The organism is Njordella calcicola (assembly GCF_056494125.1).
The window spans coordinates 223,937-242,392 of sequence record NZ_CM151396.1; the positions used below are offsets into that span (position 1 = coordinate 223,937).

At 52.6% G+C, this 18,456-nt stretch carries 13 protein-coding genes and 1 CRISPR repeat array (1 of these 14 running past the window's edge); of the genes, 8 read left to right on the plus strand and 5 right to left on the minus strand.

Annotation, left to right across the window (positions count from 1 at the left end; all coding sequences use genetic code 11):
• Window positions 1–63: 63 nt before the first annotated feature.
• The 4 genes from SH302x_RS00805 to SH302x_RS00820 are packed head-to-tail and all read right to left on the minus strand — an operon-like array spanning window position 64 to window position 4,932.
• Window positions 64–1,353, minus strand: a complete 1,290-nt coding sequence (locus tag SH302x_RS00805; protein ID WP_479366621.1) for a dihydroorotase — start codon at window positions 1,351–1,353, stop codon at window positions 64–66.
• 3 nt (window positions 1,354–1,356) lie between these two features.
• A complete protein-coding gene (locus SH302x_RS00810; protein ID WP_479366622.1) occupies window positions 1,357–2,319 on the minus strand; it encodes an aspartate carbamoyltransferase catalytic subunit in 963 nt (320 codons plus the stop codon).
• Window positions 2,320–2,379: 60 nt separating this feature from the next.
• A complete protein-coding gene (locus SH302x_RS00815) occupies window positions 2,380–3,018 on the minus strand; it encodes a hypothetical protein (protein ID WP_479366623.1) in 639 nt (212 codons plus the stop codon).
• Between the two features lie 12 nt (window positions 3,019–3,030).
• The gene (locus tag SH302x_RS00820) at window positions 3,031–4,932 is read right to left on the minus strand and encodes a hypothetical protein (protein ID WP_479366624.1); all 1,902 of its coding nucleotides are present in this window, start codon (window positions 4,930–4,932) and stop codon (window positions 3,031–3,033) included.
• 491 nt (window positions 4,933–5,423) lie between these two features.
• On the opposite strand from SH302x_RS00820, the gene cas3 reads away from it, so the two are divergent.
• From cas3 to cas7c, 4 genes are read left to right on the plus strand one after another with little or no spacing between them, the layout of a single operon-like run.
• Window positions 5,424–7,721 (plus strand): CRISPR-associated helicase Cas3', encoded by a 2,298-nt coding sequence (gene cas3 / locus SH302x_RS00825; RefSeq protein ID WP_479366625.1) that lies wholly within the window; start codon window positions 5,424–5,426, stop codon window positions 7,719–7,721.
• A gap of 48 nt (window positions 7,722–7,769) precedes the next feature.
• A complete protein-coding gene (gene cas5c, locus SH302x_RS00830; protein WP_479366626.1) occupies window positions 7,770–8,426 on the plus strand; it encodes a type I-C CRISPR-associated protein Cas5c in 657 nt (218 codons plus the stop codon).
• Window positions 8,423–10,198, plus strand: a complete 1,776-nt coding sequence (gene cas8c / locus SH302x_RS00835) for a type I-C CRISPR-associated protein Cas8c/Csd1 (RefSeq protein WP_479366627.1) — start codon at window positions 8,423–8,425, stop codon at window positions 10,196–10,198. The genes cas5c and cas8c overlap by 4 nt, the downstream gene beginning before the upstream one ends.
• 57 nt (window positions 10,199–10,255) lie before the next feature.
• Complete coding sequence (gene cas7c / locus SH302x_RS00840; RefSeq protein WP_479366628.1) at window positions 10,256–11,134, plus strand: type I-C CRISPR-associated protein Cas7/Csd2; 879 nt, start codon at window positions 10,256–10,258, stop codon at window positions 11,132–11,134.
• Here the strand turns inward: cas7c and SH302x_RS00845 are convergent.
• Window positions 11,131–11,388: a hypothetical protein gene (locus SH302x_RS00845; protein ID WP_479366629.1), complete on the minus strand. Its 258-nt coding sequence runs from the start codon at window positions 11,386–11,388 to the stop codon at window positions 11,131–11,133. The two genes, cas7c and SH302x_RS00845, sit on opposite strands and share 4 nt — an antisense overlap.
• Here SH302x_RS00845 and SH302x_RS00850 point away from each other — a divergent pair.
• Genes SH302x_RS00850 through cas2 form a run of 4 tightly spaced genes read left to right on the plus strand, consistent with a single transcriptional unit; the run spans window position 11,387 to window position 13,959 of the window.
• Window positions 11,387–11,881: a hypothetical protein gene (locus SH302x_RS00850; protein WP_479366630.1), complete on the plus strand. Its 495-nt coding sequence runs from the start codon at window positions 11,387–11,389 to the stop codon at window positions 11,879–11,881. The genes SH302x_RS00845 and SH302x_RS00850 overlap by 2 nt on opposite strands.
• 27 nt (window positions 11,882–11,908) lie before the next feature.
• Window positions 11,909–12,637 (plus strand): CRISPR-associated protein Cas4, encoded by a 729-nt coding sequence (gene cas4 / locus SH302x_RS00855; protein WP_479366631.1) that lies wholly within the window; start codon window positions 11,909–11,911, stop codon window positions 12,635–12,637.
• Window positions 12,637–13,665 carry a type I-C CRISPR-associated endonuclease Cas1c gene (cas1c, locus tag SH302x_RS00860; protein WP_479366632.1) on the plus strand — a complete coding sequence of 343 codons (1,029 nt, stop codon included), beginning with the start codon at window positions 12,637–12,639 and terminating at the stop codon, window positions 13,663–13,665. The genes cas4 and cas1c overlap by 1 nt, the downstream gene beginning before the upstream one ends.
• 3 nt (window positions 13,666–13,668) lie before the next feature.
• A complete protein-coding gene (cas2, locus tag SH302x_RS00865) occupies window positions 13,669–13,959 on the plus strand; it encodes a CRISPR-associated endonuclease Cas2 (RefSeq protein WP_479366634.1) in 291 nt (96 codons plus the stop codon).
• Between the two features lie 177 nt (window positions 13,960–14,136).
• Window positions 14,137–18,456: direct repeats of the CRISPR family, unit length 33 nt; unit sequence GTCGCGGCTCGTACGAGCCGCGTGGATTGAAAC; it runs 3,017 nt beyond the window's last position.

Sequence of the window (18,456 nt, forward strand, 5' to 3'; positions counted from 1 at the left end):
CTGAATTCACGCAGGGAAACGGATTAAGATATGGTCTCACTCGAAGAGATTTCGTCTTAAAAGCTATGCCTGCCACTTTGATTCGCCGCCAACAATGGTCTCAACTGCGCGACCTTGAAACGACTGGCCTTGGAACGGGCTGTTGCTCGAACGACTCAAACTCTCCGCAACCTCGTACGTCCAGCTTTTCTTTGGATCAATCACGACCAGATCCGCGGCCGCGCCTGCTTTCATGGTACCGCCCGGGATGTTCATCAGCCGAGCAGGATTGGTTGACATCTTGCGGATCACATCCGACCAGTCCAACACGCCTTTGGCAATCAAGAACGTCGACACTTGAGCCAGCGCGGTATCTAACGCGATCATGCCAAAGGGCACCGCATCCAATTCGAGCATCTTTTTCTCCTGCGAAAAAGGTCTATGCCCGCTGCTGATAATGTCGATCGTACCGTCTTGTAAGCCATTGCAGATCTCTTCCACATGGGATCTTGAACGCAACGGCGGATTGACCTTTAGGCTGGCATCAAAGCTGACCATCATTTCGTCCAGCATATGCGTGTTGGCAACGAAGACACCGGTAGTAAACTCAATGCTTCGAGCTCGTACGCGGCGACAGATCTCAACACTGCCGGCGGTCGAGATACTGTTGAGATGCAGCTTGCCGCCGGTTGCTTCCACCAATCGCAAGTTTCGCGAAGTAGCTAGATCTTCTGCTTCTGCGGGCAACGGTGCCAGCCCTAAACGCAATTGGGTGAGATCTTCGTGCATCACGCCCAAGGCTGACAGGCTGACGACTTCCGGCGTCTCCAAGATCGGGCGATCAAACATCACGCAGTACTCTAGTGCCCGCTTGAGCAACGCGGTGTTCTCGATCGGCGCAGGTGCGTCGCTGAAGCCAATTGCGCCTGCTTCAAACAACGATCCGATTTCAGCCAGCTCTTCTCCGCGCCTTGCCTTGCTAACACAGCCCAGCACATAAGCTCGCGCTAGATTGCAGCGCGCCGCGCGTTGCTGCACAAACTGAACGCCTGCGGCAGTGTCCAGCGGTGGCAGCGTGTTGGCCGAACACACGACGCTTGTAAAGCCACCGGCCAGCGCCGCTCGCAAGCCACTGTCCATCGTCTCGTCTTCCTCACGACCAGGCTCACCCAGTTCGGCTCCCAAGTCAATCAAACCGGGAGCAAGTATAAGGCCCTTTAGATCTCGTCGCTGGCAGTTGGTCGGCAAGTCGCCGTCGGTAGGGTTAATCGCCTTGATGATTCCGTCCACCATCAGTAATCGACCGGCGCGGTCAATATTCTGCGACGGGTCAATCAAACGAGCATTCTCAAATAAGACAGCGCTGGTTGCCATGAGTTACTTTGATTCCGCTTTCTGTTCCACGAAACTAGCTAAGACGTCCTTGGGGACCGCTTTAAGAAGTAACGCTAAGGCCGCCATTCGTATGAACACTCCGTTGGAAACTTGTTCTAAAATCACTGAATGCGAACCATCGGCCACATCGGCGGTCAATTCCACACCGCGATTGATTGGCCCTGGTGCCATGATCAATACGTCTGGCTTGGTCTTCTTCATACGCACCGAGTTCATCGCGTACAACAATGCGTACTCATGCACGGATGGAAACGCTTTGATGCGCAAGCGTTCAAATTGAATTCGCAGCAAGTTCAAAACATCACAACGTTCCAAGATCGCGTCTAAATTATAAGCGACCTCCACGCCATACTCTTCCCAGCGCTTCGAGACCAGCGTCGGCGGTCCACACACAATGGGCTTGGCACCCAGTTTTAACAAGCCCCAAATATTTGACCGCGCGGTACGAGAATGAGCGATATCACCCACCAAAGCCACCGTCAGTCCAACCATGCTGCCGCGATGTTGGCGGATCGTGAGGATATCCAGCAACCCTTGCGTAGGATGCTCATGCGGTCCATCTCCTGCATTAAGTATTGAGCACTTGAGATATTTGGCCAACAAGTGGGGAGTGCCCGGCGTGGCATGTCGCACGACCACCGCGTCGACGCCCATCGCTTCAATCGTTTTGGCAGTATCGATAAAGGTCTCGCCTTTGGAGACGCTGGAACCGGACGAAGAAAACTCAATCGTATCAGCTCCCAGGCGTTTGGCCGCCAGCGAAAAACTGTTGCGAGTCCGCGTGCTATTTTCAAAAAAAAGATTAGCGATCGTGCGGCCCCGCAGCCAATCCAGCTTGATGCGTCCGCCCTCGGTCCGCGCCTTCAAATGCTCGGCTAGATCCAGAACCAGCGTAATTTGCTGGGCCGTCAGCGATTCCAATTCTAATAAATGTTCATCCAGCATATCGCCCCCAATGTGTTGCGAAGATTGTGCGCATTCGACACAAAACAACAAGTGGCATTCCTAATGATTCTGGCGTTCGAACCAATCGTAGGCATCGAACAGCGATTCTCGCAAGTTATCGCCATGCCGCAGGAGCGAAGCTTGCCAGAAATCGCTGCTCAGCAAATCATCGGCCGCACTAGACGTCTCACGCAACAAATGACTTACAACCAAGTGATCGGTGACGGCTGACCGCTGCGTGCGGTGCAACTCTTCAAAACCGAACATTGGTTGATGGGCTGTGATCAATAGACGCTGATTCAACAAGTAGGCATTGATGATCGAGCGACATTTTCCCCACCATGAAAGTTGTTCGTAGCCGTCGATCGCAAAGACTCCCTCGCGTCCGCAGCTATGCTGAGCCCAACTGGACGGGAAAGTGCGCTGGGCTGTCGTCAATCGAACGCTGCCTGTCGGTACAGATCGCTGGTCAAGTTTGCTCAGCAGCGTACAGAGCAACGTCGATTTGCCTGTCCCATGCGGACCAATCAAGCTCATGCGAGCCCGCTTCCGAGCTAAAAGCTGATCGACCATCACGTCGCATCGAGCGGCGGAGTACGCTTCAACCGTGCTCGACACTCCCTCAGGAACCTCGAACAAGTACTCGTTCGCATCGGGCCGGAGGTATCGCGTTGAGAACGGGTTGATTTCGCCGGTCATGAAACTGCTTTACTAAACGCGACGAATGAAACGTGAAGCATAACTGCGGACCTGTTTGCCATTGAGCACATGGAACATCCGCAATTGTTGCAGCGTCGCATCACTAAACTTGCTAGCCGGTAAGTGCACTAAGGTCTTTCCGAAATGCTTGGCAGTCTTCTTCCAAACCAGCGTGGGGGCCACCGGCGAAAGCAACGCCACATGCTTGGAATCACAATTGGCACATGCGCCTCCAATCAACCGCTGCTCCAGCGTGTCACAAAAATCCAGTTGCTTGTCAGTCCAAATGTCCTGCACAAATCGAGGCGGATAGATCAACATCGTACCGCCGTACGTCGATAGACCAATGCCAGGTCCTAGCATCTCTTGTTGGAAGTTCGTCGCATAAAACGCGAGCGTCGATTCTTCGCCATGCTCCGCAAACCATGTCGCTCGCCAAGGGTAATCGCGAGGGTCTGCCGGGACATCGAACAGCATCACGCACGCATCCAATTTGCCAACGCTGGGCGGAATGCGTTTGACATAAATTTGTGAATCATACCAGTGCCGCAGAGTTTCTCGAATGTCGATACCATCCATCAGAGACGTGCTGAACTTTTCGCTCTGTGCAAGATCGGAAGAGATAACTTGCTGAGCTCGCTCCATCAAGCGTGAGCGAAAAGACTCGATCGATTTGTCTTCTGGAGGCCACGAACACTGTGCATACGGATTCCACTGCATCGCCCAGCGTCGTGAGTCGATCTTCTTCGGGCGTGGATTCAATTCGATGGACCGCCACTGAAGAGTAGGACTATCCAAGCGATTGATGGCGGTGCAAATCTCACCATCGGGTAACTGTAGATCCCCGATACCGAAACGAACCGTCGGCAACGCCATGTAATCGGAGTAGGAATACTCCTTAGCCGCCTCAATCACGTGGATGGCGTATTGATCGCCGACGATTTGTTTCGCGGAGGTCACGATCGTATAGAAATCTGGCGTCAGGCGTCGATCTAATAAAGTCAGATTGCGAATGTACTGCATGCATTGGTTCAGCATCAACGGCGAGATATTACGTGCTCGGTCACGCAAGTCGGCTTTGTAAGTTTGTCGGGCGGTGATCAACAGATGCTTTACAAAATCGACGGAAGCAGACGCGGCATGAATGGCGCCATGTTCGCGAAGCCTTTCATGGACCGCTGTGGCGTAAGGCAGTTCGGCTAAAAAGAATAATAGCGAGCGGTCATCGATTTGAGCGGTGAAGGGGACTTCTAGATCGGCATCGGAGAACTCATCCAGTTCGATCTGGTGATCGGTATAAGTTTTCCGTAGCCAAGGCCACATAGCCAATGGGCATAAAGCGATGACGTTTTGGTAGTGTTGTTCTGATTGATGGATGCTGCGTGCAAGATATTGGACTCGTTCCAGTTGCAGTTCGTTATCCATGGGCCCGATGGCTGGCAGCATCGCGGTGGCAAAGGTCTCAAGGCTGCATTCTCGCAGCGCGTACGCGTCCGCCGTTAGGGAAGTAAACGGAGTGAAATCTGCAGTTGGCAGGTCCCCAAAGACGATAGGGATATGTTCGCCGATGGCATATCGAATCGCCGCGATAACTGCTTGGCAGGGATCGATAGGAACATAGAAGGCTCGACGTTTAGGGGCAGTGGATTCGTCGTCTTGGTCTTCAGACCAAGGCTCGCTGGTGGAAGAGAAGTCAAGTTGGCTTTCGCTGCTTTCAACTTGAATGACGGTTGATACCAGCGGCAGATCGTTAACCGCTTCCAGTACGCGCGTGCGAATTTCCAGCGGGAGGGGGACCAGTAAGCAATCGAACTTTTGGTCAAACAGCCATCGTTCGATAGCTCGCGCGTAGGAGCCATCGCTATTGATGACGGGAACCAGACGCGTGTGGTTGCTAAGTCGAAAGGGATCCATGGGGTACGACCGGTATTGGACGATGGTTGATCAAAAGAGTCTCACGGGGCTTAAGCGTTATTATGTTGTGCATCGCCGCGAAGTAAAAGGGCTAAACCAAGCCACGACGCGAACGACGCGGGGCGTTGGTAGAGTATTTGTTGTATGAGATTGGTTTGGTTGAGGGTTAATTGTTCACAGTTCGTCATCCCTCCGCCTCTAGGACAAGCCAATTCAGGAATTGCAGCCGATAACAGGCGTATGTCGATTCGAACTGTGTAATGCGTAGCGCAGGTGTCTGTGGCCCACGCACAGCCAAAGCTCATCAAACGACAAATATTTTTTCGTTTGCAAGGTTTTTCGCAGACCCTGTGACCAGACGTGTCAAAGCGTCTGTTTATGTTATTTGGAAATCGAAGCAATGCGAGTCGATGCGCTACAAGTGCAAACCTCGTGCGTGGCATACTCTGGGCGCAGGCGACTTGTATAATGGAAGCCAAAGTGAGGGTGAAGTGAAACGAATTTATGCACATAGCTTACCGAATTGTCCGGTTGATGAATGGGAGTTGATGGGCGAGCACGAATCGAGTGTCGCAAAATATTGCAGTTCGTTTCTTGCTCGAATTGATCCGCAACTCGCCCCCTGGGGCGAACTATTAGGCCGCTGGCACGACCTGGGAAAGTACTCGCAGGCATTTCAAAACTACCTTCTAAAGACGCTGGAAGATTCTCACACGTCAGAGATGCGAGGCAAGGTAGATCATTCGACAGCAGGTGCTATTCATGCGATCAAACAATTTCCAGAAAGTCACAAGCCCATCAGTCATGCGTTGGCATTTTGCATCGCGGGACATCATGCGGGTTTAGCCAACGCAATCGCAGAAGGTTCCCCGCGACCGCTTCGAGATCGGCTAACGAAAACGGTGGAGAGTTATGAGGCTTCAGAATCTGTACTCAAAGCATGTCCTTTGCAGTTTCCGCAGCGACTGCATGCGACCTTTCAGGGGATCTGGACCAAGGTGCACCGCAAGGAGAGCGTTAACGAAAATACGGCTGTCGCATCCTTTTCTTGGGCCTTCTTTGTGCGAATGCTGTTCTCTTGTTTAGTTGATGCGGACTTCTTGGCTACCGAGCAGTTCATGAGTCCCGACAATTATGAGCAGCGGCCGCAATGTAAGTACAACTTTACTGAGCTAAGTAACGCATTAGATAATGAGATCGTCCGGTTAAATGAAAACCGCAGTGGGAGTGTTCATGAAATTCGGCAAGAAATACTAGCTGCCTGCAATACTGCAGCTATGAATAGGCCCGGACTATTTTCATTGACAGTGCCAACCGGGGGCGGAAAGACGCTCGCAAGCTTGAGTTTCGCTCTACGACATGTCAAAGCCAATCTGTCGCATCGCTTTGAAAGAGTCATTGTCGCCATTCCATTTACGAGCATCATCGAGCAGACGGCAAGAGTATATCAAAGCGTTTTTCAGAATCTTGGAAGCGATATCGTCCTTGAATCGCACAGCAATATCGAACCTGCTAACGAAACACAGTGGAGTAGGCTAGCGTCCCAAAATTTTGATGCCCCTATCGTCGTAACGACTAACGTGCAACTTTTTGAGTCGTTGTTTTCGAATCGACCACGGCAGTGCCGAAAACTGCATAACATCGCTCGAAGTATCATCATCTTGGATGAAGCCCAAACACTGCCAATTGAGTTACTCAAGCCAACACTCTTGGCGATACAAGAATTGGTAGGGCATTACGAGTGCAGCGTCGTATTGTGTACTGCCACTCAGCCGACTTTGACGTTTCGAGATGATTTTAAGATCGGCTTACAAGCAGCCCAAGAGATCATCCCAAAGTCGATGAATTTGTTCGACCGAATGCGCCGCGTAAACGTGAGCTACATCGGGGAACGCACAATAGAATCACTTGCGTCCGAATTGTCAGAGAGTGAACAATTCCTTTGTATACAAAATACGCGACCAGATGCTACGAAGACCTATCGTGCTTTGCAAAATATTCAAGCTGACGACGGACTGTTCATGCTCAGTACGTTCATGTGCCCGCGTCATCGTACGCAAACCTTAAAGAAGATTCGCCGTCGGCTGAAAGAGGGAGAGTCATGTAGGGTTGTAAGCACGCAGTTGATCGAAGCCGGAGTTGATGTTGACTTCCCAATTGTCTATCGAGCTATCGCTGGCCTTGATTCAATCGCGCAAGCAGCAGGCCGATGCAACCGCGAGGGCAAACTATCAACTGGCCAAGTGCGAGTATTTAAATTACCGAACCGACTGCCGCCAGGAATGCTAACCAGCACAGCGGATACAACCCTCGGCTTGCTCGATCAATTTCAAAGCGACTTGATCTCCCCTGAAGCGGTCGAGTCATATTTTCGTATGCACTATTGGCGGAATGAATCGCTTTGGGATCGCTATGACATCCTTTCAATGCATAAGGATGCGAGGGTTGCTCATATTGAGTTCTCCGATATTGCGGAGGCCTACAAAATTATTCGCGACACAGCAGTTCGAGTCTTTGTTCCATATGGCAAAAAGGGGAAGTGGTTGCATGATCGCATTCGCAAGTCACATCCAATGGTTCATCCTCTGACTCGAGAAGAACGAAAAGAAATTGAGCGATATAGCATATCACTCTTCGAAAATATCGTCATACCGAACATCGGCAAGGACTTCGAATATGCCTACGACGGCCAATACATTCTGCTGTTAAATCCAAGTATGTATGACGATGAAGTCGGTTTCGACGGTAGCAAGCATGGCTTCATCGATTTTGGTACACTCGTCATTTAATACTCGAAATCGATGGCTTTAACACCAGTTTATTGAAAAGGTCTATCTATGTCACGAAAAATTCAATACTTCGCACTTCGGGCTTGGGGCGATTTCGCTTGCTTTACACGGCCAGAAATGAAGATCGAACGAGTCTCGTACGACGTAATCACGCCATCGGCTGCTCGTGGCATCTTCGAAGCAATCTATTGGAAACCGGAAATTCGTTGGTGCATCGATCGTATTCATGTCCTGACTCCCATTCGGTTTTCGAATATTCGGCGAAATGAAGTCGCCTCCAAAATTCCAGTTGGCTCAGTTTCGGCAGTTATGAAAAGTGGTGGGCCACTAGCCCTATATATCGAATCTGATCGACAGCAACGAGCTTCGATGGTCCTTCGGGATGTTGAATACGTCTTGGAAGCTCACTTTGAATTACGCTCGGGCACAGACAACTTGCAAAAGCATTCCGAGATGTTCAAGCGGCGTGCAGAGCGTGGGCAGTATTTTCATCATCCCTACCTCGGATGCCGCGAGTTCCCAGCCAATATCGAATTGGTTCAAGGCGAGATACCACCCTCCAGTTTGACCGGAGCTACCGACCTTGGCTGGATGCTTAACGACCTTGATTTTGAACATGGAATGCAGCCCATGTTTTTTCGTGCTTCCATGATCAATGGTGTTATTGACGTGCCACGTACCGAGATGCAAGGAGTCAAGGCATGATCCTTCAGTTACTGGAAGCCTACTATCAACGCCTTGCGAGTTCGGGTGATGAGTCACTGATTGTTCCCGGCTACAGTCGGCAAAATATCACGTTTTGCATCACACTGAAATCCAATGGCGAGTTGATTGGAATCTTTGATGAACGTGATGCGACTGGCAAGAAAGCGGTGCCTCGAAAACTGCAGGTGCTTGGGGCTGCCAAACCATCTGGAAGCGGAATCAATCCTTGTACGCTCTGGGATAACATGGCATATCTGCTTGGATTCAAGCCGGATGACGAAAAGCCCGAACGGACTCGACAAACCTTCGAAGCTTCACGCGAACATCACTTGAGCCTGCAAGCATCGATCAATGATCCGGAGTTCGATGCGGTTTGCAATTTTTTTAAGGCATGGCATCCCGAGGATTCGTCAAACCATCCGATTCTGGCGGATCTTTCAACCGGTTTTGGAGTCTTTCGGATCGTCGATCAAACGCACTTCGTACATGAGTCGACGGGTGTAAGCAAATGGTGGCAATCGCAACTTAGCAAAAAATCGGCAGAACCTGAAACGCCCGATTTTACAAACTCGATGCAGTGTCTCGTTTCTGGCGTGCCATCGATGATCGCACGCATACATGAACCCAAAATCCAGGGTGTCAACGGTGCGCAATCAGCCGGAGCATTGCTGGTGAGCTTCAACTTCGATGCTGCCGAATCGTATTCGCGAAAGCAGAGCTATGTAGCACCTGTTAGCGAGCAATCCGCGTTTCGTTATGCGGTGGCCTTGAATCGGTTGTTGGATCGCAACCTTGGCCAACGCATCCAAGTCGGCGACACAACCACCGTATTTTGGACAGCTCAGGCCGCTCCAATTGAGAACTTCTTCACTAGCTTGATTGATTCGGGGACCGTTGAAGACGAGCAACTGAAAGCTGACTTGCTCAAAACACTGAAGCGAATTAGCCGCGGCGAATATGTCAGTGAACTTGGAGATCCAGCCACAGAATTTTACGTGCTGGGACTTTCACCAAACGCGGCTCGTATTGCCATTCGTTATTGGTGGCAAGGAACCATTGGCGAAATTGTCAAGAATATTGGGCTGCACTTCGAAGATTTGGCAATTACAAAGCCGGTCAAAGCACCAGAGTTTCCGGCGGCGTGGCAAATACTTCGCGAGACAGCGAGAGAATCCAAAGACGTACCCCCGAATCTCACAGGGGCACTCATGCGTTCTATTCTTGAAGGCATCGCCTACCCTGCCATTCTGTTCCAATGTCTGATGCGACGTATCAAAGCAGATGCGAATGTTTCTCCAATTCGAGCTGCTGCAATCAAAGCGTGTCTCAACCGATCTTTCCGTCTCAATCCCAGTCGTTCTGTTTTAGCGAGGAGCTTAGAAATGTCACTCAATAAAGACCGTCCCGAAGTTGCCTACCAACTTGGTAGATTGTTTGCCCTGCTGGAAAAGACGCAGGAAGACGCTTCTGGCGGGAATCTGAATGCAACTATCAAGGACCGTTTCTTCAGTGCGGCTTCCGCCACGCCAGCAATGGTTTTCCCACGGTTGATTCGCATGAATCAGCATCACGTTGGCAAGCTCTCCTCTCCGGCATTTCAAGTGAATGCAGAGAAGCGGATGCAAGAAGTTTTCGATCGGATCGATACTTTTCCAAACCATCTCAACATGAACGACCAAGGCTTGTTTGCAATTGGTTATTACCATCAACGTCAGGACTTCTTTACCAAGAAGGATACGGAAACGCCCATCCAAGAAGTTGCTACAAATTAGTCACATACTCCTCAGAAATTTCACATCTCATTTTTCTTACACTGAAAGATTACTTCCATGAATCGATACGACTTTGTTTATTTATTTGATGTTCTTGATGGCAATCCAAACGGTGATCCAGATGCCGGTAACCTGCCTCGTGTGGATGCAGAAACAGGGCAAGGGTTGGTTACGGACGTTTGCTTGAAGCGAAAAGTCCGAAACTATGTCGGATTGACGCACGGAGAGAAGCCACCATATGAAATCTATGTCAAAGAACGAGCGATCCTCAATGGTCAGCATGACCGAGCATGGCAAGCGATAGAACCTAAAGCAGACGCAAAGACCAAAAAGAATCTCCCCAAAGATGCGGCCAAGGCCAAGCAGATTGTTGAATGGATGTGCAAGAACTTCTTTGACGTGCGCGCCTTTGGTGCTGTGATGACAACAGGAGTCAACTGCGGACAAGTGCGTGGCCCAATCCAGCTTTCCTTTTCTCGCAGCATTGATCCAATCGTGTCAGCAGAACATGCCGTTACTCGCTGCGCCGTGACGACCCAAGCTGAATCGGATGCGCAAGAAGGCGGCAACCGTACGATTGGTCGAAAGTTCACAGTGCCATACGCACTCTATCGCTGCCATGGATTCATCAATCCGCATTTGGCAAACCAAACGTCTTTCACAGACGAAGACCTAGCTTTGTTTTGGAAGGCTCTTGAGAACATGTTCGACACCGATCGTTCCGCGTCACGCGGACAAATGGCGGCTAGAAAACTCTATGTCTTTAAACACAAAGATGCCTTGGGTAACGCCCCTGCCCACCGACTCTTTGACCGCATCAAAGTTGGCCGATCTAACGGACAGATTGCTCCGCGAAGCTTTGAAGAATACCAGTCGGGAATTTCAATCGACCAATCACAGATGCCCGAAGGTGTTGAGTTGATCGAGATGTTTTAGCGGTTCGCTGAACGATTCGACTCAAAGGTAAATCGGCGAGTCTCGGATTTGTTATGATTCGTAATGCGGACGGGCCAACGGGATGACTCGCCGTCGATGATTGTTTCCAATTCCACGTTACAATCATGAATGACTTGAGGCTGGCGCAAGATCGCAAAATCAGGACCTAATTGGCCAAGCTCGATTACCTGTGTAGACGTGTGCAGTCGAAGCTTCACATCCGCAGAAAATGTCTTGTTGACGTTAGCAATCATGAGTATTCCTGTTATTGAATTACACGCTCAATTGTACGCCGAACGCGCTGGCGCGAAGATCGATTCATGCTTAGGGACTGGTACTCAAGGTACCGTTTTTGTCCTGAACAATCTATCCCAATCGCGGCGGACCGCTGTCAAATTCCACCAACACAAGATTGCATTCTACAGAGAAGTTGGCGTCTATGAACGATTATCCGATTTAGCGATTGATGAGGTTTGTGGATTAATGGTCCCACAACTAGTTGGCTATAACGAGGAATTCTTGGCCATCGAAATGACGATCGTGAGCCCTCCGTTTTGCCTGGATTTTGGTGGAGCTTACCTGGACCATCCTCCCGACTACAGCGAAGAAGTGTGGGACGATTGGCGTTCTATGAAAGCGGAACTGTTCGAAGGGAATTGGTCTACGGTCGAGGAAATCCTCGCGGAATTTCGTTCTTTTGGAATCTTCATTGCCGACATCAATCCAGGAAATATTCGTTTCAAGTAATCGCTACCAGGCTAGGTTCGACTCAATATGCAATTTACCGAAGACCGACTATTGCCGATTTCTGCCTTACAACACTTGGTCTACTGCAAACGCCAATGCGCTCTGATCCATATCGAACAAGTATGGAGCGAAAACTCTCTCACCGCCGAAGGTCAAATCCTTCACAAAAAGACCAATACTGCTGCCGATGAAACGCTTTCTGGCAATCGAATCGCGCGTAGTATGGACCTTGTCTCGCTGCGTTTGGGATTAGTTGGCATATCGGACGTGGTTGAATTCACCGCACCAACTGGCGCATCGCCTTATCGAGCCCTTCAAACTGCCTTGCACAGCGATGCTCCCGATCGATTCAAGGACTGGATCATCACGCCCGTCGAGTTCAAACGCGGCAAACCAAAGACCTCCAAAATCTGGGGCGATTGCGATCGAGTTCAATTGTGCGCCCAAGCTCTTTGCATCGAAGAGATGTTAAGCGTCTGCATCCCGTCAGGTCAGCTCTTCTATGGCACACAACGCAGACGATTCGATGTTGCGTTTGACGAAGCTTTGCGATCAAAGACAGAAGCACTCGCGAAAGAGTTACATGAGCTACTTTATCAGCCCGCTCTCCCGTCTCCAGTCAACGACAACCGGTGCAAACGCTGCTCGCTGATCGAACTCTGCATGCCCAAACATTCACAATCCTCTAGAATGGCCAGCCAATGGCTCCATCGGCAACTGAAATTCCAGCTTGATTCAGAAAACGACGATTTATAATGAAGCAGCATCTCAACACCTTGTTTGTCACTACCGAGGGAGCATACTTGGCCAAAGAGGGAGCCGCTGTCGCCGTGCGGATTGAAAAGAAAGTACGCCTAAGACTTCCGCTGCACAATCTAGATGGGATTGTGTGCTTTGGACGCGTGGGCGCAAGTCCAAGCTTACTAGCAGCATGTGCCAATGCCGGCGTGACGCTATCTTTCTTGACGACTTATGGAAAGTTTCAAGCAAGAGTGCTGGGCTTCACATCAGGAAATGTCATGTTGCGCCGCCAGCAATATCGCATGAGTGATAGCGAGCCAGCGTCTTTGTCGATTGCAAAATCCATTGTGTACGGCAAGATCGCCAACTGTCGACATGTGCTGATGCGAAGTGCTAGGGATGCTGACGATACTGTACGTGGGCAATCGCTCCGCAAGGCCTCCGATGATTTAAAGCACCGTCTGCGATATGCCAAAGAATCGACAAGTCTCGATCAGTTGCGTGGTGTCGAGGGTGAAGCCGCCTCAACCTACTTTTCCGTATTTAATCAGATGCTCTTTGGCGATCCGGCGTTGACGATGAATGGCCGCAGTCGTCGGCCACCGAGAGATCCGGTCAATGCCATGCTTTCGTTTTTATATGTAATTCTTGGCCACGATATTCGTAGTGCCTGTGAATCCGTAGGGCTCGACCCTCAAGTTGGCTTTCTGCATCGCGATCGCCCCGGGCGACCCAGTTTGGCATTAGACCTTATGGAGGAGTTTCGCCCGATTCTTGTCGATCGGTACGTTTTGACATTGATTAATCGTCGCCAAGTTACCGCTAGTGACTTTGAAACGCAGCCTTCTGGCGGAATTGTCATGAAGGATTCCGCAAGGAAGCTTCTCTTAAAAGGTTGGCAGGAACGGAAGCAGGAAAACTTGCTCCATGAGTTTGCTGACGAGAAAGTATCGGTGGGTTTCTTCCCACACTTGCAAGCTCGATTATTGGCCAGACATATTCGAGGCGATCTTGATGCTTATCCTCCTTGCTTTTGGAAGTGATCGATGTACATGCTAGTGACCTATGACGTTTCAACGGTAGACAAAGCAGGGCAAAAGCGGTTGCGAGCGGTCGCGAAGATTTGCTTGGAGTATGGGCAGCGAGTTCAGAATTCGGTATTCGAGATGAAGCTTGACCCGTCACAGTGGGCCGCTTGTTCTGCGAGGTTGAACGAGACGATTGATCCGACGCAGGATAGTCTGCGGTATTATCATCTTGGAAGTAACTGGAGCAATCGTGTGGAGCATATTGGATTGCGCCGCGATCTAGACATTGACGGATTTCTAAATATTTAGGGTGCGAACCTTCAGTGCAAGCTCAATCTATGCAGGTTTCGCGGAGCCGTAAAGTCTTCTGCGACGGCAGCTTACAGAAAAGTTCTTTACGGGAAAGCAATTTTGTGGGCAGATCTTTTAGCTTTCGCGGAAAAGGCGAGCTAACTCTATTCATGAGCACGGTTTACAATGTCCGCAGTCGCGGCTCGTACGAGCCGCGTGGATTGAAACATGAGATTACCTCGTACGATACGACTGATAGGGGTCGCGGCTCGTACGAGCCGCGTGGATTGAAACAGACGTTGGTCCTGCGTGATGGCTACAAGTGGTTTGTCGCGGCTCGTACGAGCCGCGTGGATTGAAACATCTACGTCAGGCTCCCAGCAGAACGCGTCACGAGTCGCGGCTCGTACGAGCCGCGTGGATTGAAACCGCAGCGGCCAGAGCACTTGCCACGGCCACCGTGTCGCGGCTCGTACGAGCCGCGTGGATTGAAACTGCTAGATCAACCAGCGGTTTGTCACTCATCCTGATGTCGCGGCTCGTACGAGCCGCGTGGATTGAAACAAATGCTCTACAACATAACCACGCTAAACTTTTCGTCGCGGCTCGTACGAGCCGCGTGGATTGAAACAGTCCTGCGAACACCGAACGCGTCAAGGCGATCCAGTCGCGGCTCGTACGAGCCGCGTGGATTGAAACCACCGGCCATTGAGCCGGTGACGCTGGACGAGATGTCGCGGCTCGTACGAGCCGCGTGGATTGAAACCTGCAGTCAATCATACGCCGGGGCTGATGGCGTGAGTCGCGGCTCGTACGAGCCGCGTGGATTGAAACAAACCGGGGATCGATGTACCTTTCGGTGGTCCGGTCGCGGCTCGTACGAGCCGCGTGGATTGAAACAACGCTTCGCAACATTCTTCGCAGTTGCATGGCGTCGCGGCTCGTACGAGCCGCGTGGATTGAAACGACATGGAGATTTTCGCAAAGGCTTGGCAGGACGTCGCGGCTCGTACGAGCCGCGTGGATTGAAACGGCATTCGGCACGGCAAACCGGCATCGCGCACCACGTCGCGGCTCGTACGAGCCGCGTGGATTGAAACAGTCTTGTCCATCCGGTTTGCGTCATCCTTGCCGAGTCGCGGCTCGTACGAGCCGCGTGGATTGAAACTGAACCAATTCATCAGCCGCCCTAACCGTCAACGTCGCGGCTCGTACGAGCCGCGTGGATTGAAACAGTGAATCAGTGGCTAAAAAAGCGTTGGTTGCTGCGTCGCGGCTCGTACGAGCCGCGTGGATTGAAACTGTCCTGAATGAGTGGGAGCGAAATTGCCTCAAGGTCGCGGCTCGTACGAGCCGCGTGGATTGAAACGCGTACCGTCCGTTTCATGGACCGCCGCTAGGGCGTCGCGGCTCGTACGAGCCGCGTGGATTGAAACACATTTGGCCAAAGTTACGGCTTTTTGCGTGGGAGTCGCGGCTCGTACGAGCCGCGTGGATTGAAACCTTAGTCACTAATCCATCCCCCAAGCAGTAAACAGTCGCGGCTCGTACGAGCCGCGTGGATTGAAACGATTTGTTTTCTTATTTGAACCAAGCCCCGAAGCGTCGCGGCTCGTACGAGCCGCGTGGATTGAAACATTTTCTGCGATCACTGACGGGCATACTCACGAGTCGCGGCTCGTACGAGCCGCGTGGATTGAAACAAACTTGGTCCCGACTCCGCAGCCATGGGGCTCGTCGCGGCTCGTACGAGCCGCGTGGATTGAAACTTTCTGCTGTTTGTGGCCATGCTGTGGTCATTTTGTCGCGGCTCGTACGAGCCGCGTGGATTGAAACGATATACTTAGCGCAAATTGGCGCTAGTTAGTCTGTCGCGGCTCGTACGAGCCGCGTGGATTGAAACATCGCAGGCTGTAAAACCGATTCAATCTGGACGAGTCGCGGCTCGTACGAGCCGCGTGGATTGAAACGACGTTAGCCGGGTGAGCCATGCGGGCTAGCCGGGTCGCGGCTCGTACGAGCCGCGTGGATTGAAACTTGGGCCGGGAGCCGATGGTGAGTGATCTGCAGCGGGGTCGCGGCTCGTACGAGCCGCGTGGATTGAAACTTTGTTGCGCGAGAAATCGACAATCATCTTCCCGTCGCGGCTCGTACGAGCCGCGTGGATTGAAACCTCGAGCTGCCTTCGAACGGATTTGATGCTATGTCGCGGCTCGTACGAGCCGCGTGGATTGAAACCGCTCAAGCTCGCGGTACGGCTCCAACTCCCGGTCGCGGCTCGTACGAGCCGCGTGGATTGAAACAAATATCGTGTCACCGCCTGCTGGGGATACTTGGGTCGCGGCTCGTACGAGCCGCGTGGATTGAAACGATCAGTGCTCTACGCATCGGACGAGCAGCTAGGTCGCGGCTCGTACGAGCCGCGTGGATTGAAACTTGTTAAAGAACTGACCAAGCTTGACGAAATCGGTCGCGGCTCGTACGAGCCGCGTGGATTGAAACCTGCTCCGGGCTCCGGATGCACCGTGCTTTAGCGTCGCGGCTCGTACGAGCCGCGTGGATTGAAACTGGTGGGCGTCGTATCATCCGGGGCACCCGGCGGGTCGCGGCTCGTACGAGCCGCGTGGATTGAAACATCGTTAAGGATGGCTGGCTTGTTCCGTACGCTGGTCGCGGCTCGTACGAGCCGCGTGGATTGAAACGTGGAAGGGGACCGAGGGGCAGGCGGTTCTGATGCGAGTCGCGGCTCGTACGAGCCGCGTGGATTGAAACAACATGAATAACCATGTGAAGATTGCGGCAGACGTCGCGGCTCGTACGAGCCGCGTGGATTGAAACGTTTTCAGGTCCTCAAGCGTTCGAACCGCCGGAGGTCGCGGCTCGTACGAGCCGCGTGGATTGAAACATAAAACCTCCGGGCAAGCGTGCGTGCACTTAGGTCGCGGCTCGTACGAGCCGCGTGGATTGAAACAGCAACCATCCGACCTCGTCGCATTCATCCAGCGGGTCGCGGCTCGTACGAGCCGCGTGGATTGAAACCATCTGCTGCTGCAACCGCGACTCCAACTGAGCCGTCGCGGCTCGTACGAGCCGCGTGGATTGAAACACTGTGGAGCGTGCGAGCTCGATTAAGCGGCTTGTCGCGGCTCGTACGAGCCGCGTGGATTGAAACCGCAGGAGCGGGATGTGATCAATCTGGTTGAGCTGTCGCGGCTCGTACGAGCCGCGTGGATTGAAACAAAGGTTGAGGCGGACTCGGCACGGGCAATTGAGGCGTCGCGGCTCGTACGAGCCGCGTGGATTGAAACAACTCGAACGGCACGACCTCCCAGGCCTCGAACCGTCGCGGCTCGTACGAGCCGCGTGGATTGAAACTCATCCTTAACCGGAGGATTGATCAGATCGCCCGTCGCGGCTCGTACGAGCCGCGTGGATTGAAACGATGTGGGTCGGTGCGTCGAGTATCGCTGGCTTGTCGCGGCTCGTACGAGCCGCGTGGATTGAAACGTGCAGTTGCGCGATGCTGGGAACGAGCGTGCTTGTCGCGGCTCGTACGAGCCGCGTGGATTGAAACGAGGGGTTGGTCGCGCTTACCAAGATGATGGAGGTCGCGGCTCGTACGAGCCGCGTGGATTGAAACCGTTTATGTGAGGTGCCGTGTGTTGCGTGCTTTGGTCGCGGCTCGTACGAGCCGCGTGGATTGAAACATTTTGCCCTCGCAGTACACTCGATCCCCAGCGCGTCGCGGCTCGTACGAGCCGCGTGGATTGAAACACACAGAGGCATAAGGCAAATCCCTAACTTTTAGGGTCGCGGCTCGTACGAGCCGCGTGGATTGAAACTAACCGCCTTCCCGCGTACTAGCAAATAGTCCTTGTCGCGGCTCGTACGAGCCGCGTGGATTGAAACTTTGTGCACGCGAACGGTGCGAGGCCTCACGGGTAGTCGCGGCTCGTACGAGCCGCGTGGATTGAAACCTGCTCCCCTAGCACCTCCATCGGCTCCAGCGACGTCGCGGCTCGTACGAGCCGCGTGGATTGAAACAACGCCGCCGGATCAAGCTTGCCCGCAGCCGAACTGTCGCGGCTCGTACGAGCCGCGTGGATTGAAACACGCCACAGCCCCGTCACCGACGTACCCGAGTACGTCGCGGCTCGTACGAGCCGCGTGGATTGAAACCGGATCGGCGGCGATGAGTTTGCTTACTGCGGGCGGGTCGCGGCTCGTACGAGCCGCGTGGATTGAAACAATGTTATTAGACGACAGGACCAGTCCGCTGGGCGTCGCGGCTCGTACGAGCCGCGTGGATTGAAACCTCAGCCATCCCCACCCCTCCGCAACACGCCAGCCGTCGCGGCTCGTACGAGCCGCGTGGATTGAAACCTGGTACGCAATATTTTCTGCGTGTTGGGTCGCGGGTCGCGGCTCGTACGAGCCGCGTGGATTGAAACCACGTATCGAGCAGGTTGTAGTTTTCAACCCAAGTCGCGGCTCGTACGAGCCGCGTGGATTGAA

Coding starts and splice junctions, on each gene's coding strand:
- SH302x_RS00850 (WP_479366630.1), top strand. CDS start 11,387: ATGAGTATTCCTGTTATTGAATTACACGCTCAATTGTACGCCGAACGC.
- cas4 (WP_479366631.1), top strand. CDS start 11,909: ATGCAATTTACCGAAGACCGACTATTGCCGATTTCTGCCTTACAACAC.
- cas2 (WP_479366634.1), top strand. CDS start 13,669: ATGTACATGCTAGTGACCTATGACGTTTCAACGGTAGACAAAGCAGGG.
- cas7c (WP_479366628.1), top strand. CDS start 10,256: ATGAATCGATACGACTTTGTTTATTTATTTGATGTTCTTGATGGCAAT.
- cas8c (WP_479366627.1), top strand. CDS start 8,423: ATGATCCTTCAGTTACTGGAAGCCTACTATCAACGCCTTGCGAGTTCG.
- SH302x_RS00820 (WP_479366624.1), bottom strand. CDS start 4,932: ATGGATCCCTTTCGACTTAGCAACCACACGCGTCTGGTTCCCGTCATC.
- SH302x_RS00845 (WP_479366629.1), bottom strand. CDS start 11,388: ATGATTGCTAACGTCAACAAGACATTTTCTGCGGATGTGAAGCTTCGA.
- SH302x_RS00810 (WP_479366622.1), bottom strand. CDS start 2,319: ATGCTGGATGAACATTTATTAGAATTGGAATCGCTGACGGCCCAGCAA.
- SH302x_RS00805 (WP_479366621.1), bottom strand. CDS start 1,353: ATGGCAACCAGCGCTGTCTTATTTGAGAATGCTCGTTTGATTGACCCG.
- cas5c (WP_479366626.1), top strand. CDS start 7,770: ATGTCACGAAAAATTCAATACTTCGCACTTCGGGCTTGGGGCGATTTC.
- SH302x_RS00815 (WP_479366623.1), bottom strand. CDS start 3,018: ATGACCGGCGAAATCAACCCGTTCTCAACGCGATACCTCCGGCCCGAT.
- cas1c (WP_479366632.1), top strand. CDS start 12,637: ATGAAGCAGCATCTCAACACCTTGTTTGTCACTACCGAGGGAGCATAC.